At 57.3% G+C, this 14,479-nt stretch carries 13 protein-coding genes; 3 read left to right on the forward strand and 10 right to left on the reverse strand.

Going from position 1 to position 14,479, the window contains the following annotated elements; all coding sequences use genetic code 11:
- The first annotated feature begins 100 nt into the window (after positions 1–100).
- On the forward strand, positions 101–877 hold the full coding sequence (locus tag ACR0MP_RS20520; RefSeq protein WP_271423203.1) for an AbiJ-NTD4 domain-containing protein: 777 nt from the start codon (positions 101–103) through the stop codon (positions 875–877).
- Between the two features lie 133 nt (positions 878–1,010).
- On the opposite strand, the gene ACR0MP_RS20525 is transcribed toward ACR0MP_RS20520, so the two are convergent.
- The 10 genes from ACR0MP_RS20525 to ACR0MP_RS20570 form a co-directional block, all read right to left on the reverse strand.
- Entirely contained in the window at positions 1,011–1,907 is an 897-nt protein-coding gene (locus ACR0MP_RS20525; protein WP_480887995.1) for an ArdC family protein, read from the reverse strand.
- A gap of 285 nt (positions 1,908–2,192) precedes the next feature.
- Positions 2,193–3,425 (reverse strand): type II toxin-antitoxin system HipA family toxin, encoded by a 1,233-nt coding sequence (locus tag ACR0MP_RS20530; protein WP_480887993.1) that lies wholly within the window; start codon positions 3,423–3,425, stop codon positions 2,193–2,195.
- Positions 3,425–3,808 (reverse strand): helix-turn-helix domain-containing protein, encoded by a 384-nt coding sequence (locus ACR0MP_RS20535; RefSeq protein WP_480887992.1) that lies wholly within the window; start codon positions 3,806–3,808, stop codon positions 3,425–3,427. Before ACR0MP_RS20535 ends, ACR0MP_RS20530 begins: the two co-directional genes overlap by 1 nt.
- 327 nt (positions 3,809–4,135) lie before the next feature.
- Entirely contained in the window at positions 4,136–5,419 is a 1,284-nt protein-coding gene (repC, locus tag ACR0MP_RS20540; protein WP_480887991.1) for a plasmid replication protein RepC, read from the reverse strand.
- A 235-nt stretch (positions 5,420–5,654) separates the two neighbouring features.
- Positions 5,655–6,698, reverse strand: a complete 1,044-nt coding sequence (locus tag ACR0MP_RS20545; protein ID WP_480893876.1) for a ParB N-terminal domain-containing protein — start codon at positions 6,696–6,698, stop codon at positions 5,655–5,657.
- Positions 6,695–8,050 (reverse strand): ParA family protein, encoded by a 1,356-nt coding sequence (locus ACR0MP_RS20550; protein ID WP_480887988.1) that lies wholly within the window; start codon positions 8,048–8,050, stop codon positions 6,695–6,697. Before ACR0MP_RS20550 ends, ACR0MP_RS20545 begins: the two co-directional genes overlap by 4 nt.
- 227 nt (positions 8,051–8,277) lie before the next feature.
- Positions 8,278–8,616 carry a DUF736 domain-containing protein gene (locus tag ACR0MP_RS20555; protein ID WP_480887986.1) on the reverse strand — a complete coding sequence of 113 codons (339 nt, stop codon included), beginning with the start codon at positions 8,614–8,616 and terminating at the stop codon, positions 8,278–8,280.
- Between the two features lie 279 nt (positions 8,617–8,895).
- Positions 8,896–9,951: a hypothetical protein gene (locus ACR0MP_RS20560; protein ID WP_480887985.1), complete on the reverse strand. Its 1,056-nt coding sequence runs from the start codon at positions 9,949–9,951 to the stop codon at positions 8,896–8,898.
- Positions 9,952–10,265: 314 nt separating this feature from the next.
- Positions 10,266–12,131, reverse strand: coding sequence for a ParB/RepB/Spo0J family partition protein (locus ACR0MP_RS20565; protein ID WP_480887984.1), 1,866 nt, complete (start codon positions 12,129–12,131; stop codon positions 10,266–10,268).
- Positions 12,132–12,253: 122 nt separating this feature from the next.
- Positions 12,254–12,622, reverse strand: a complete 369-nt coding sequence (locus ACR0MP_RS20570; RefSeq protein ID WP_480887982.1) for a hypothetical protein — start codon at positions 12,620–12,622, stop codon at positions 12,254–12,256.
- A 601-nt stretch (positions 12,623–13,223) separates the two neighbouring features.
- Between ACR0MP_RS20570 and ACR0MP_RS20575 the strand changes: the two genes are divergently transcribed.
- Entirely contained in the window at positions 13,224–13,640 is a 417-nt protein-coding gene (locus tag ACR0MP_RS20575; protein ID WP_480887980.1) for an antitoxin Xre-like helix-turn-helix domain-containing protein, read from the forward strand.
- The gene (locus tag ACR0MP_RS20580; protein ID WP_480887978.1) at positions 13,637–14,341 is read left to right on the forward strand and encodes an RES family NAD+ phosphorylase; all 705 of its coding nucleotides are present in this window, start codon (positions 13,637–13,639) and stop codon (positions 14,339–14,341) included. The genes ACR0MP_RS20575 and ACR0MP_RS20580 overlap by 4 nt, the downstream gene beginning before the upstream one ends.
- Positions 14,342–14,479: the final 138 nt, after the last annotated feature.

The raw sequence follows: 14,479 nt of genomic DNA on the forward strand, positions 1-14,479 counted from the left end.
CTGTAAGCACTACCAAAAACTTTCATTCCACGTGCATTGGCGGTTAATGACAGTTTAGGTTTACCGAGGCAGAGCAAGTATAAGAGTAGGTTTCTGGGCAATGTTTTCTAAACGACACGGGTTCGCATCACCCCCGGCCATCCGATTTCGTCATGACGCTCCAGAGGGGTTACGCCACGCAGTCATTCAAGCCGCTTACGACCATCTCTCTTATGAGCAAATACGCACCTCTATTTGCCGCACCCTTTATCTGGCACCGGACAAAGGAAACTGGAGCGAGATCCCAAATATCCGGGATGAGGTCGAACGCATCATTCAAGACGTGGAATGGTATCGCGTATATGACGCGATTGAAGGTCTTGTATCGTTCATTGAAGGGACATACGGCTACCAAGTAACGGTAGAGTTTGCTGATCGTATCAACTCAGTATTCGTTGACACTGGGGCTGGCTGGCAACTGGTTGCAGGCGATGGCATTGTAATGCGTGGTGATGCTGACTTTGAAGAAGCCGTCCAGTCTTCCCAAACCGCATTAGCACAGACCGGTTTCGATGTGGCAGCTAAGGAAATCCGGGAAGCTTTGAGTGATCTCTCGCGACGTCCTGAGGCGGATTTGACCGGCGCAATTCACCATGCCTTGGGCGCCCTTGAGGCAACCGCTCGTTACGTTTCCGGTACCAATGAGGACCTTGGAAAACTCGCTTCAAAAATTGGATTGCCAGCTCCATTGGATGGGGCTCTGAAACAGATGTGGGGCTTTTCATCCAATTTTGGTCGGCATGTCAGCCCAACAAAAGTGCCTTCCCAGGAGCAAGCTCAGTTGATCGTACACTTGTCGAGCGCCTACTGCCGTTATCTGGCCGACTGCAACAAATAAACAATCGACAAGTAGTGGCCCTGTCAACAATCCGCGCGTGCGGCGGCAATCACGATTGACGACGCAGCCCAGCTGTTGGATGGGGCTGCTATGAAGGTCTTCGTATGGTGAGATCAACTCGACTTGAGGCCGCCTATGCGGCCACCTCCTCCGGCTTGGGCTGCAGCTCATGCAGATAATCAACGGCTTTCTGCGCATGCGCGGCAGCCTGGAAGATAAACCTCTTGTCATTGCGCAAACCTTCGAGCCAATGCGCAATATAGGCGGCGTGCTCGTCACGCGGCTCTGGCGACAGGTCCAGATCGGCTGCCAAAAACGCAGCCCCGAGCTCGGCGACGAGTTCCTCTTGGGCATAGCATTCGTCGCCCCAGCGTTTGCGGCCAAAGCTGCGATCGAGGCGCTTCGGATGGCGAGTCCAATGGCAAACCTCGTGACCGAGGGTTGAATAGTACGCTTCAGGGGATTCAAAGGTCTCGAAGGGCGGCATCTGAACGTAGTCGGGTTCAACCGCATAGAAGGCCTGGTTGCCACCATGGCGAATATCGGCCTCGGTCGCAGCGAAGAACGCTTCCGTCCTGGCATCACGCTCGGCAGGCTCGCGCATCGGCTCAGCCACCTCGTAGTAGGTCTCGGGCAGTCCCTCGATCTGATCGACGTTGAAGACAGTGTAGCCTTTCATGAAGGGGATCTCGACCTCCCGGTCTTGGCCCGCATCATCGGTTTCGGTTTTGCGCATCTTGTCGGCATAGATGACGAGTTGGCCCTTGGACCCTTTGCGGACCTGCCCGCCGAGCTCGAGCGCCTGGCGATAGGTCATCCACGTGGGTGCGGCGTAACCATGGGCAACGGACGCGGTCCAGAGCAGGATGATGTTGAGGCCGCGGTAGGCGATGCCGTTGTGGCGCAGGGGCCGAGTGATGCGACCGGCGAGATGATCGGCACTCCAGGGCTTATGCCAGGGCCGGGTGCCAGCTTCGAGATCGGTAATGATCTTTTTGGTGATGCGGGTATAGATGTCGGGCTTTGCCATGTGATCCTCCTTTGTCTCGTCCCCGTGCGGGACGCGGGAGGAAATGGCGGACGCAATGAGCCGCCCGGGCATGGTCAACACGGGAGCGTCAGCGAATGGAGCGGGCAAACCATTGCGCGTCCGGCAGACCCGCGTTCCCCTTGCTCGCACGGGGATGAAAAGGAGGAGGTTCAAGGGGCTAGAATTCGGCCCCCATCATTCGCACAGACATGTTGCACGCTTTATCACGTCCACTGTGGCAACGAACGGCATCCATGTTGAGATGGTCCGCCTTATCGGATCCGCTTACAATCCGAGAGCCATCTCCATCCTCTCATGTTCAAAGGCTGGTGCGCATCTTCTATGCGCAGCCCCGGTAATGCCATGCTGGCGGAGCGTTTCGCCCCAGGTCTCGGTTACCGTATTGGCCATTTCCCTGGCCATAGTCTTGGCATCAGCTGCCTCAATATCAAAGAAGGGCGCGGCATCTATCACCGCTTCCACGGAAGGCTCAAAGCCATGAATGTCGCTGATCCCCGTTTCCAATGTGGGTTGCCTGCGTGGCTGCGGGTTTACGTCAAACATCGGTGACAGGCGCCAACGGTTGTCGCGAACATAGAGCAATCCATGATTTTTCAGGTGATCATCGGTGTTTGTGATCAGCACGGTGAACAACAGACGCCGCCAAAGCTCCAGAATGTCCCTGTCAGGAAGAACAGACATTTGACGAAGAGCATCTGCAATGTCGGTGTAATAACCGTGAGCAGATCCTTTTTTCCCCAGAGCCGTACGGGCCGACATATATGGCAGACGGCCGCCTTTGCGGCGATCAAAGCGTTTGATGAGCCCCACAGGATGCCTGCTGGCGGCCAGTTCAAGTCGGGCCTCCGGTGTTCGAATACCTACCGCGCGCGCCATATTTAGCGTGGCGATTTCTAACCGCTCAACGGGCCATGTATCATCGATTGAGGTGAATTTGGCGATCCAAAGCTCCTGGCCATCCACGACATTGGCTTTGGGGCGTGCACCGCCAAGTGAACCTGCCGCACCCACAAGATCACGCGCTTCGGCTTCTGCCCCATCCGGATCGCGTTCATAGCGGGCTGCGATCACACGAAGCTCTTCAATATTTGCCAGGCGTGGCACAGGAGGCTGATCCGGGTGGAACAACTCGCCCCTTTCGTTCAAAAACCGCAATGCGCCGTGGCGAGCCCTGTCATCAGCTGCAACCAGATAGTCGAACTCCGTCGCGCCCTCGCCATGCACCCTGCGAATGAGTTTGCGCCCCCAACTATCAGGTGATGTGTCCGTAAAGGGCCCCGCCAGAACATCTCGACGACGGCTTTCCCGTCCTTCTGCCGAAGAATGGAAAGGCGCACGACTGCGCGGCATATCCGGAGCGAGATCAAATCCTAACGGGTTTTCAAGCCATCTTTCATCATAGATGAACGTGGAATGAGACCGACGCCCATCGGTTTCAAAAATCAAACGACCGACGGGGATGCAGGCGTCCCCAAGAACAACGGTTGCCTCAGGCATTAAAATGCCGTCCCTTCATCATCATCTAGCACCGTCGGCCCCTGTGACGCGTCACTTTGGTTGACTGGGACGGTCTTCTTGTCCTTTTGCCCACGCTGCCGGATGCGTTCTGGGAGTTTCTCCCTATCAAGTCCGATGCCGGTAGAATCTGAAGATGGGTCTGCGATCCCGGCCAACCGGTCCAGCATGCCCAGAGCGAGAAGCGCCATGGCAAAGGTCTCAAGCCGGACGCCGCCATCACCCCGCTCAAGCTTTGCGAGAGTCTTATCGCTAACGCCAATTCGGCCACAGAAATCCGCAACCGACATGCGGCGCCTTTTGCGTGCCGTCTGGATATCGCGACCGAGCTGCGACAAAGCGGATTTAACTTGTAACGAGCCCACAACGCCCTCCTAGAGTTACACCGGATTTTTTTCCGACTTCAAAGACTTAGTTCGGATTTTTCTCCGGTATAAAGCCTCACACCACACAAATCAAGACTTCGCGGCATAACCCGACTTAAACTCCGACCTATAACGCATAAATCGAATTTTTCTCCGGTTTATCCGAAAAACCGCTCAGAAAACACTTCTGGCACATCCTCTCCCCTGCCCCATAATCCACGGTAGAACATTCAGACAGAATCGCGAAAGATTCGGACCCGTATTTGCGAAATCTCGCAGATTCACTGTGCAGTAAACCTGCGGGCATCGACCAGTGGACCGCCTTCTTCATGCCGCCTGCCCACTGAGCCTACCATAGAAACTGCGCTCGAGATGGAGCTCCCCTGCCCCGGCTTTTTGGACAATGCCACGCAGATATCCCCCTGGAGACGCCACTTCGCCGGCGCAATGCTTGTCGAAGGTCAGAACCAGCGCCGCTGTTGCGATTTGAGGCCCAAGTCGGTCCTGAGCGAGGTTCCAGGCGTGCTCTGAAACGCCGATCATAGGCCTCAACTGCCCGGCAACCCGGTGCAAATCGCCCCAATCCTTCAGATATCCGCCCATATTGCGCGCCCAGGACGCGAATTCAGGACAAGCTTGCATCACCGTCGGCAAATCAAGCGCAGCACCGCGTTTCTTGCGTGTCTCGGCAACCCAATCTTCCAACTCCCTATCCACCTGCACTTCCGGTGGCGCATTGGGCACCACGCCCGCCGCTTGCTCAGTTTCTGAGCGATTACAGGTTACAGGATGAAGTTGAGTTGTAATTAGTATATGAGGGTCAGAAATGACCTCCCTGGGGTTCATTTCTTGAGTCTTTTCACTAGCTTGTTCGGTGGTTTCAGCGGTGTTTTCCACAACCTCATCCGCGCGAACTGCTTTGAGATAGGCCGACTCGACGCGCTCCTGGAGTTCTTTGAACCATGCCAGGAGTCGCTCAAGCGTCCCGGAGGCCGAGTTCCGGCGCGGAAGGCGGTCCAGAAGATCCTCGAACAGCCCTGAAAGATGCTCCCAAGGCCCTCTTAGCGTGCTGCTGAAGGCCGCTTCGATCCGTGCCCGGATCATCCGGCGTGCAACCGTGATCTGACGCTTCAGGCGCTGGCAGAGCTCACGCTCGGCCTGCAATTCAGCCTGGAGCTGCTCGAATTCCTTAACACGTGCTGACAGCGGGGATAGATCGAAGCCGTAGGCCTCGATGATGCGCCCGTCAGCGTCCCTACGGCCCCACCTTTTGCCGTTAGGGCTGTCCTTGAAGGAAATCACGCCAATCTCGGCCAGACGCCGCGCATGGCGCTTGAGTGCCGAAAGTGAGAAGCCCGTCTGCTCCATCAGATAAGCGTTTGATGCCCAAACGATCGGGCGCTGCCCCTCCTCCCAGTCCTGAGCCTGTGTAAAGGCCCCAAGTGTGTCGAGAAGCAGCATATCGCCGGCCTTGAGACCAATGTGAGCGCCGACGCGCTTTACAGCTACGAATGCTTGGGTTTTGGGAATAGCTACCCGTTCACCGGCTTTGGCAAGTTGCTCTGCAATGCCAAGGCCCGGTGTCGGCTTGCGCCAACCAGAATGTTTCATGAGATGTTTTCGCCTCCTCTGCTCAATGGAAGGCAAAAGAAACCCGTTCGCTCAGGAGCGTTCGTCATTGACAGTGATTCGCCGGAGAACTATCTTGATAGTGACCAAACAATCTTGATTAGCTCTCAGGCCCTCAGCTTGGGGGCTTTTCTTTTGCCGTTATCTCAAAGCATATGCGCTCCTGTTTCTTACCTCGTTTTTGACCGAAGATGACCGTCTTCGCGGCTCCTGCCTCTTACTTCGATCCATGTTTATTCAAATATTCTGCGATAAGGTCACTCAATCCGTTGAGAATATCCTCATCCAATATAAGCCCCGAAGCGGCGACAGAGAGCTTGCCTCCCTGCCCCGTCACGCTCAGCTTTCGCGACCCAATCTTCCGCTGAATGGTGAGCTTCTTGGGCTTTGATGGCTTTTTCTGAGCAGGTTTTGGTGGCTTACCGGACAGGTCGTTTAGAACCCGTTCGAGATCACGATGACTAAGCTCGTAGACATCTTTGCACGCGTGCAAAATCTCATCCCTCGCCGCATAAACCGCGCGGCCGCGAGATACGGCACTGTTGTGCACGCCTACGCGTTTTGCGAACTCGGTTGCTGTGAGCTTCTCGTCCTGGGTTGCTTCCTGAAGCCGCTCAAACATCTCTCCGATCGACACCAAACGCTCAAACGCGCTCAGGTTCTCACGTTCCTCGTTTTCTCGAAACCGCATGAACAGCATCTCGAACTGCTCTTCTCGGGAACCCCGGTGCGACTGTGGGACGAGTACGGCCCGCACTGGACGGCCCAATGCTTCAAGAATCGCATGGCGTCGGCGCCCAACGATCAGATGGAACACGACCCCTTCCACACTCTCGGGCTCGCGCTCGTCCGGCCGCCAATTCGGATCCGCCGGCCAGACATGGATAGGTGTATCTTGGCCGTTTTTCTCAATGCTCTCCTTGAGCTTCTCGTATGCCTCCTGATCGCGCCAATCTTCACGCCGATCCGAACCGATCACATCAACAATCTGAGACGCATCGATCTGCAACTCATGACGACCGGAAAGGATCTGCTCCACAATCTGGGCACGTTCGACTTGGAGGATTTGGCTGGCATCTGACAGTGCACCAGCTTTCCAAGCGCTGCCAGAGCCGCCCAAACGCGGCTTGACCCCTCCGGCCAGCTTCGTTTCGCCAACAGAATGTGGGTCCGTGGCTTCCATATCAGAAACCGCAGGCGCCTCTTCATCTGGGCGCACAGCTTTCTTCTTGAGGACCGAACTGCTCAACGTTCTCTTCATTCGGTTTCCTCCTCAAAGTCGTAAAATTTCTGCATCCATTCATCTGCGTATCCGCGCTCGAGCCCAGGCCAAAGACGCGAAACGATCGCATCGTTCACAGCGTCAGCGTTTTCAATGAAGCGATTGATGCCCTTGCGCTTGCCAGGTGTATCCGGATCGTACTCGTAGACTGACTGATAGACATCCGAGGCATTCGAAATCGCATCAGAGCGGAGATAAAACACCGGCAATACTTCGTCGGGGCAATTCTCCAGAAGATTACCGACTTGCGTGAGGTCTTGTTCATTTGTCCGCTGCACAATAGTGGGCAACAGCATATGCGCAGCGCCCCCCATATCGATGCGATCAGTCGCAAAGATATGACGCAGCATGGTGAGCAGACCCGTCACGAAAGTGGAGAGGGTCGCGATGTCGAAACCCTTCATCGTCTGCGGAATAATGAGCGACGTGGACGCCATGACATTGTTTAGCTGAAAGAGTGTCAGCGCGGGCTGATAGTCGATAACGATGCAATCCAGCGTTTCGTTCAGAGCGCGATCAAGTTTTTTCGGGTCAACCCGCCCATCAGCCACTAATTCATTCGGGCGGGTGACGGGGGAGTGTTCTTCCTTCCAGCGATCGATGGAGTCTCTGAGGAATCTGTAAAAGCGCTTCTCCGGTGTCCCCGCGCGTAGCAGCCTGGCGATCTGAATTTCGCCTTCAGAGGTTTCGCCATGGGCTGGAACCAACCTCACGCCCGGCCAGGACGTACGCTTAAAGAAGCTGTCGAGCGTTTCCGCATCGTAATCGGTATAGGGGACGTTTTCGACTGTTTGAAAAAGCCCCGCAAAATCCACCATTGTCGGGGTTTCATCGTCTGGCAGTGTGGGCATTTCCTCACCGCCCACGAAATAGAGCGTGATCGTGCTTTGCGGGTCGGCATCCATGACGCCCACGCGCATCCCGTAGTGCAAGCTCAGATACTGCGCGAAATGCGCGGCACTGAGTGATTTTGCGGTGCCACCTTTCTGGCTTGCAAAGGAGATGACAGGCAGCGGATCATCAGGCTTTCGCCATGCAAGAAAGTGTTCCGGCCGTTTTGCCGTTGCAGCCATCAAGGCCCGGATGTGCATCAGCTCGGCAAGCGTGAACACACGCTCTCGCCCGACATGTTTGCCGGCTGGAAAATCCTCGTTGTCCTTGGCGAACTTTGTCAGATGCTGGTGGCTGATATTCAAAAACCGCGCGCATTGGCGCATCGACCAAGAGCGCTTGATCCGCTCGCGCATCGTCAGCTCTTTGTTAACCGAGACCATGGTTCGGCCGAGGCCTCGTTCGAGCTCTTGAAGAAACTGTTCTATACTGCCGCTCATGACACCGCTCTCTTTCGATTCTCTCCCGGAATCGCTTCCCGAGCTTAATAGCACGGTTTTCAGCCAAATGTACATATATTGTACGCCTACGTGAATTTCGGCGCACAATATGGGCTATACCGAGATGAGTATCGCACGGCAACCAGCGCATGTTGTGAATTTTGCACGCGTGCAAAATTGCTCTTCAAGCCTGGGGCGCTGGCCGCGATACCGGCCAGCGCAATGGGTCAGGCCGTTTCCTTCGGACCCCAAGGAATGACAGCCTGAAGCGTGTCATCATCCTGATTTGCGGCCTTGCCGAGATTGGCGTTGAAGCCGAAGTCCCGGATCGTCAGCGTGAAATAGTCGGCGCCGGTATCGCGATTCTGCTTCTTCCAGACCCCGCCACATTCGACCAGGCGACCACGGGGAGAGCGCCCAAGGACACGGTGCGTAGGGGCCATTGGATTGTCGCTTGAGATGGGCTCAACGGTGATGTCGATGTCGAATGTCAGGGTAGAGATCGAACCGCTGCCTTTGGCGTTTTCGATATCGGAGCTGTCGAAGTGAATGCAGTTGGTGGTCATCGCCAGGTTCCTTTCTATGGTGTTGCGATGATGGTCCGAGGGCAGGGACCATGACCAAAACCACACCGAAGGCGAAGCGGAGCGGAGAGGGGCAGGGGACCAGAATTCTGTTCCGCGAGGAATGCACGGTAGGGCAGGGGAGAATTCTGAGAACCGCCCTTTGTGGTTTTGGCAGGACCTGCGACCAGCATTCTAAGCAACACCAATGAAAGGTCTGTGCGACTGCGTCACTCGGCATAGACCGACGCCAATATCTGACGTCAAGCGGCGGCCAACGGATCAGACCAACGGGTCGAGTTCTTCGACCTTGCGATGTGCCCATTTCAGCCAGTCAGCGGCTGGCATCCCGTCAATCTCCTCAGCCAGGCTATGAGGGTTCGCCTCGATTGCGGCGAGAAAGGATCGAAGCCTTTGCGCCTCCTCCCAGTCTTTCGCCCGGTCCCGAAACAGACGCCATTTCTCCTGCTCAAGCTGAGCCAGATGACGGCGCTCTTCCTCTGCGAGCCGCTGCGCCTCAATGCGACGGTCTCGCTCCGCAAACTCCTCGCGTCGTGCGGCCAAGGCCGGCCCTGCCAGCAAGAACCCCGCAATCACGGTTGGAAGTAAATCCTCGCCATTGAGCTTACTCGTTTCGACCCATTCTTTCTTCACACCCGTTCCAAGGTAAGTCGTGATCGTGAAGCGTAGGAACCCGGTAGGGGCCAGGGCGCTGTTGTGGTGATATGGAAAGGCCGTCCAGCCCTTCGGCTCATCGGACGGCCTTCCATGAAACTGGTACATCTTTTCGACAACAGCGATTTCGAACTTTTCTCCTGAAGCCTCTAACCTCAATTTGCCACGAATACTGCCTTCAAGCGCGCGACCTCCCTGTGCCTCAAACCCTTTCAGAAGCGCGCTGGTGACCCGGAAACGATACAGATCCCGTTCGGTCAGATCGGCCAGTGTTTCTTCACCCCACCAAAGATCATCCGGCTGGCGAGCACGAAATCGAGCGCGCCGTTCAACTTGTTCCTTTCGATGTTCGTCCACCCAAGTCGCAACAATCGGATGGAGATTGCGCAACGTCCCCGGTATCGAGATTTTGCCGACATTCACCACCACCTTCGCGACACGCTTCGCGCTTTCGCGGGACTTTCTTTGGAATTGGCCGCTTTGCGGGAACCGGATGATGCTGGCTGTTCCCGCAGGGCAGGGAGGAAGCTCATGTTTCTGAACCTCCTTGCCCGCTTCCAGCTTCGCCCAATACCCCCGTGGTGGCCTTGGGATTGCATGGCGCGCGCAAATCTTGGAAAGGCCCTGATCTGACAGGCCAAATTCCTCCGCAAGCTTTGTCATTGGTTTGCGCCAGACGAGTTCATAGAGTTCCTCTCGCGATATTTGCTTCATGGCCGAATCCAGTCAATTTCTCAATTTTTCATATAGTTACGCCTGACAGTGGAACAACTCTGTGAAGTCCTGACTAGGAATTTAAGTCATTCGCACCGCAATGCGGTGCTCCCGCGCGGACAGCGCCGGTTCGGCGGCGGGGCAGGGGGCTTGTCCTTCTGCGCCGCCGCCGGAATTTTTTCCAGGTCTTACCCCTCACCATCGATCTGAACAAAAAGGACCCCGCCGAAGCGGGGCCAGTTGGGTCTCCCACGAAGGAGCCGTCAGGTGCAGTCGGGCACCCATTTGTCGAGTTTGGCTTTCTGATCTTGTGTCACGCCCATTAGCTTCTGCGTCGTGGGGTCGCTCACGAGCTTTTCCATCTTCTCGGCTTTTTCTGCCTTCTTCAGCTTGGCGAAAACGGCGACACGCTCGTCGCGGGCATCGCAGTCGAGGAATTCGCACAGCAGATCGACCAGATGACCGGCTGAGACCCGCGAGAAGAAATTCTCCGCTGTGGGCGTCCAGTGCTTGCGGATATCGGCTCCGGCTTCTTCCGCGATCAGGCCGAAGAATTCCGCGCCGCCAGCTCGATAGGGCAGGGTGCGTGCGATCGCTTCGGTGATCTGAGCATTGCGGGCTTTCATGCCTGTCTCCCGGAAGGTGTCGAAGGCCTCTGAGAGGTCTTCAACACGGGTGCCCCTATGCAAGTATTCACTGGCATCGATCCCGTGCTCGAGACGCGGCTCACGGACAAAGCCATCTTCAACACTCGGCGCATTGTTCGGGCGGTCCAGCCGAATACCGAACACGCTCTCGAAGCTGCCCGATGCCTCCGACAGTCCAAAGCCCAGCAGGTCCAGAACCAGTTCCGGCTTGGCCAGAAGCGCGGCCTGCACCGAGGCCAGCCGGATCGCCTGCATATCGGCCACCAGCTTTTGCGAGTAAGGGGATTTCGGGGCCTCGGATTTGGTGGTCTGCGGCGCTTGCAGAACACCGGCCTCGATGGCGGCTTTCTTGTCCTCGGGGCGGACCAGACCAGCTGTGACCTCGGGTTTGCCTGAGCCGTTCACGAGGATGATGCAGCCCGCATAGGCCTTCTGGTCCTCGGAATAGTCCCCGTTGAGAATGGTCTGCAACTCTGCAAGCCGTGCCTCGCCATCCTCGTCCAAAACCCCGCCATTGGCCAACTCTGCTAACTCATCGTATTCCTCGGCTTCTTCTTCGGTCAGGTCACCTTCGATGGGGTAGAGGCGGGCCAGCTTCATCTGGTCCAACTCGTAGTAGTTGAGCCAGGCCTCGGGACGGGCCTCGGCCCATGCCCAACCTTGGGTCTCGACCAGATCGGCCCGGGCCGCGTCCAACTTCTCGGTGAAGAGCCGATCCAGAAGGGCAGGGGAGGCGAGGAAGACCTCGTCGGAGAAGAGATCACGTGTGACCGTTCCGCCCTCGGCCTCGTAGGCCTCAAGGCCCACAAACTTGGCACGGCGGTCTGTGGCCTTGATCGCATCGGGATGCAGCGCATTCTTGATCGCACTCTCGGAGACAGCCTGCCCTTTGACCTGATCCAGAAGGCTCTGGGTGAGCGCTTCATCATCGGAGAGAGTGAAGGCTTTGGCGGTGCCAAGACTGATCTCGCCCGCCGCCAGCGCGTCCAGCACTTGCTCTGGCAGGCCTGCGAGGGCCAGCCGTTGATAGACCCGGGCCTCGGTCACGGCAAAGGCGAGAGCGATTTCAGGCACAGTGGCCCCGCGTGATTTCATGCGACCGAAGGCGCGGATTTCGTCGGCGGGGGTCATGTCCTCGCGCGCGGCGTTCTCGGCGCTGGCCCAATCCTCCGCCTCGGTGGCGTCAGCGGCCAATTTGACCGGCACCGTGGTGAAAGAATGGGTCTTGGAGCGTTCCGCAATCATCTGGATGGCGCGGAGGCGGCATCCGCCCGCGACAATGCCGACCTTACCGCCCTCGTCCATGAGGCCTGCGAGATTGTGGATGAGGCCGAAGTGCTCGATGCTGTCGGCAAGGCTTTCGATATGCGCCTCGGAAACCGATTTGCGCGGGTTCAAATCGGATATGTAGAGCATCTCCAAGGGGATTTGCAGGATCACGGCACTAGCGGTGTCTGCTTGGATGGTTTGTTGCTTGGTCATTGGGTTGTCCTTTCGGATGGAAATCAGGCCCGCTCGGAGCGCAGCACAGGCGCTCGGCGGCTGGACTCGTTGATGGGGTAGGGGAGGGGGACCGGAACCTGTGTGGCTCCGGCCCAGCGGCGTCACCACCAGCAAGAATAGATCACGGTCGATCCTTGTTCGATTTCGGCCCGCGCCCAAGCGCAGAACTCAAGATCGTAGTCACGGTATTCCGTGGCCTGTTCGTCTTGGAACTGATGGCCATAGAAGAACCCGCCCTCGCACTGGGGCAGGGCGCTTCCCTTGATGGCTTGTTCCAGCGTGTCGATGTCGGCGGTTTCCAGTTGCAACTCGCCGCAATTCAGATCGGAGGCTGAAAGCCCGGTCCGCTCGGTGTAGAGCGCCTCCATGAAGGTTTGCAGCTTGGAATGCTTGCGCCAGACAAACTTGGGGCTTTCGCTATCCTCGCCGCTCTCGGGGGTTTTGACATATGCGTATTGATCAAGGCCCATGGCCTGCTCCTTTCGTGGTTAGAGCGGCGCGGAGTCTTGTTCTTGCGACCTCTCAGCCCTGTCCGCTTCCGCCAGTGGCGGAGGCCTCGACTGATCTGTCAGTCCGAAAAGCCCCCGTGCTTTTCGGCTGGGCAGAGCAGGTGAGGGCGTAAGCCCGTCCTGCGACCGGACGGCGACCCGACACAGGGGGCCGGAGCGGTGAAATCGGGAGGGACCCGCGCAAACCGCGCGGGAGGAACCGGATTTCTCCAGAGAAGGCTGGCGCGGAACGCGACACCAGAGCCTCTGTTCGGGGCGCCGGCCGGATGGCAGGCGGAATTCAACAATGGAAACCTGACAGCCGGGTTAGAGCGGAGCGGAGACCCGGCTGACCGCTGGTTCAAGCGATCGCGGTCTCACCCGCGATCTCACCTGGGACATGCACGAAGGATCGTATCCAGAATTGGCGGAGACGCGACACACGCGGCTCCGGGCGTAGCCAAGAGCCTGGACAGCGCCAGGGCGCTGGCGTGCCACCCCAATCAAGCAACGCAGGCTATATAAAGGATATTGACAATACCTCATCATATGATATGTATTTTCTACTCATATGGAGGCAATCATGCTTGATCCCATCCAAAATGCGCCTCAACCGGCATATGTCCAACCAATTGACCAACAGGACAAGATCGCCGCGATTATCAAAGGCGTTGTGCGGACCGCTGATGCCTGGGGGCTGTCGAATGCCGAGGCTGCAATGCTGTTCGATGTCCCAACGGCCACTTGGGGACGCATGAAGGCTGGCACCTACAAGGGTGTGCTGGACCAAGACAAGGTCACCCGCGCAAGCTTGCTGATTGGGTTGTTCAAGGGATTGAGACTGCTGTTCAACGGCCCTCTCACATTTGGCTGGCCAAAGACCGCCAATGCTGGCCCGGGTTTCAACGGCAAGACCCCGGTTCAGATCATGTGCGAAGGCGGCATTCCGGCGATGATGAAAATGCGCCAGCATATCGATGCGCTCCGAGGTGGCGTGTGATCAGAGCAAGTGATCTGGCACAGGTCGAGTTCACAGATCCCACAACTGTCCGGCTAATTTCCACCGCCTATATCGACGAGCCCGCTATGGCACCACTGGCGGATGATGACGATGAACTGGCGATCCTTGAGGAAATCGAAGGGCTGACATCCGCGCGCCAGTCCGTCACCTTGCCGATCCCGGGCGGCCTTCATCCTGGTGAACTTCTGACCGAGGCCGCCGGCTATGGCTGGACGCTGGTGAATGCAGCGTTCTGCTATACCCGCCCGACAGGCAACAGGTTCAATGGCCCGGACCGCGGGGCGTGGTACGCGTCCTATGGAGATCTTGCGATCGAAACCGCGCAAGCCGAGGTGTCCTGGCATCTGACGCGAGAGCTCGAAGCGACCGGCGTGTTTGACAACACCACGTCCTACAGGGAGCTTTTTGCCGGGTTCACTTCACAGTTTCACGAACTCGCCCCGGGAACAGAAGACGCTGCATTGCACGCTTTTCCCGCGACCGCTTACCCGGCGGGGCAAGTCCTGGCACGCGATGTGCTTGGCTCAGGCGGCAATGGGATCCTTTACCCGTCCTCACGACTACCGAACGGCCAATGCCTGGCCGCGCTTCGCCCCCATCTCGTGCAGAATATCCGCCAGGGCGCGACCTGGGATTTTGTTTGGGACGGCGATCCCACACCCATCATGACCAAGCGCTAGCCGCATGATGCTCTGTATATCGGCGATTTGGTGACGATTTCTCTCGTATTCGGTAACGGGGTGAATTAGTGAGTGCGGCAACCAAAGGCGTGTTTGCTCTCTAGCCGGCCCACCGTTTTGCCAGCAGCAAAAGTGAGG

The organism is Ruegeria sp. K3, from assembly GCF_056531845.1.

Bases quoted from the DNA above. Each gene is read 5' to 3' on its own strand.
- ACR0MP_RS20545 (WP_480893876.1), bottom strand. From the start codon at position 6,698: ATGAAGAGAACGTTGAGCAGTTCGGTCCTCAAGAAGAAAGCTGTGCGC.
- ACR0MP_RS20575 (WP_480887980.1), top strand. From the start codon at position 13,224: ATGCTTGATCCCATCCAAAATGCGCCTCAACCGGCATATGTCCAACCA.
- ACR0MP_RS20560 (WP_480887985.1), bottom strand. From the start codon at position 9,951: ATGACAAAGCTTGCGGAGGAATTTGGCCTGTCAGATCAGGGCCTTTCC.
- ACR0MP_RS20555 (WP_480887986.1), bottom strand. From the start codon at position 8,616: ATGACCACCAACTGCATTCACTTCGACAGCTCCGATATCGAAAACGCC.
- ACR0MP_RS20570 (WP_480887982.1), bottom strand. From the start codon at position 12,622: ATGGGCCTTGATCAATACGCATATGTCAAAACCCCCGAGAGCGGCGAG.
- ACR0MP_RS20565 (WP_480887984.1), bottom strand. From the start codon at position 12,131: ATGACCAAGCAACAAACCATCCAAGCAGACACCGCTAGTGCCGTGATC.
- ACR0MP_RS20525 (WP_480887995.1), bottom strand. From the start codon at position 1,907: ATGGCAAAGCCCGACATCTATACCCGCATCACCAAAAAGATCATTACC.
- ACR0MP_RS20520 (WP_271423203.1), top strand. From the start codon at position 101: ATGTTTTCTAAACGACACGGGTTCGCATCACCCCCGGCCATCCGATTT.
- ACR0MP_RS20550 (WP_480887988.1), bottom strand. From the start codon at position 8,050: ATGAGCGGCAGTATAGAACAGTTTCTTCAAGAGCTCGAACGAGGCCTC.
- repC (WP_480887991.1), bottom strand. From the start codon at position 5,419: ATGAAACATTCTGGTTGGCGCAAGCCGACACCGGGCCTTGGCATTGCA.
- ACR0MP_RS20530 (WP_480887993.1), bottom strand. From the start codon at position 3,425: ATGCCTGAGGCAACCGTTGTTCTTGGGGACGCCTGCATCCCCGTCGGT.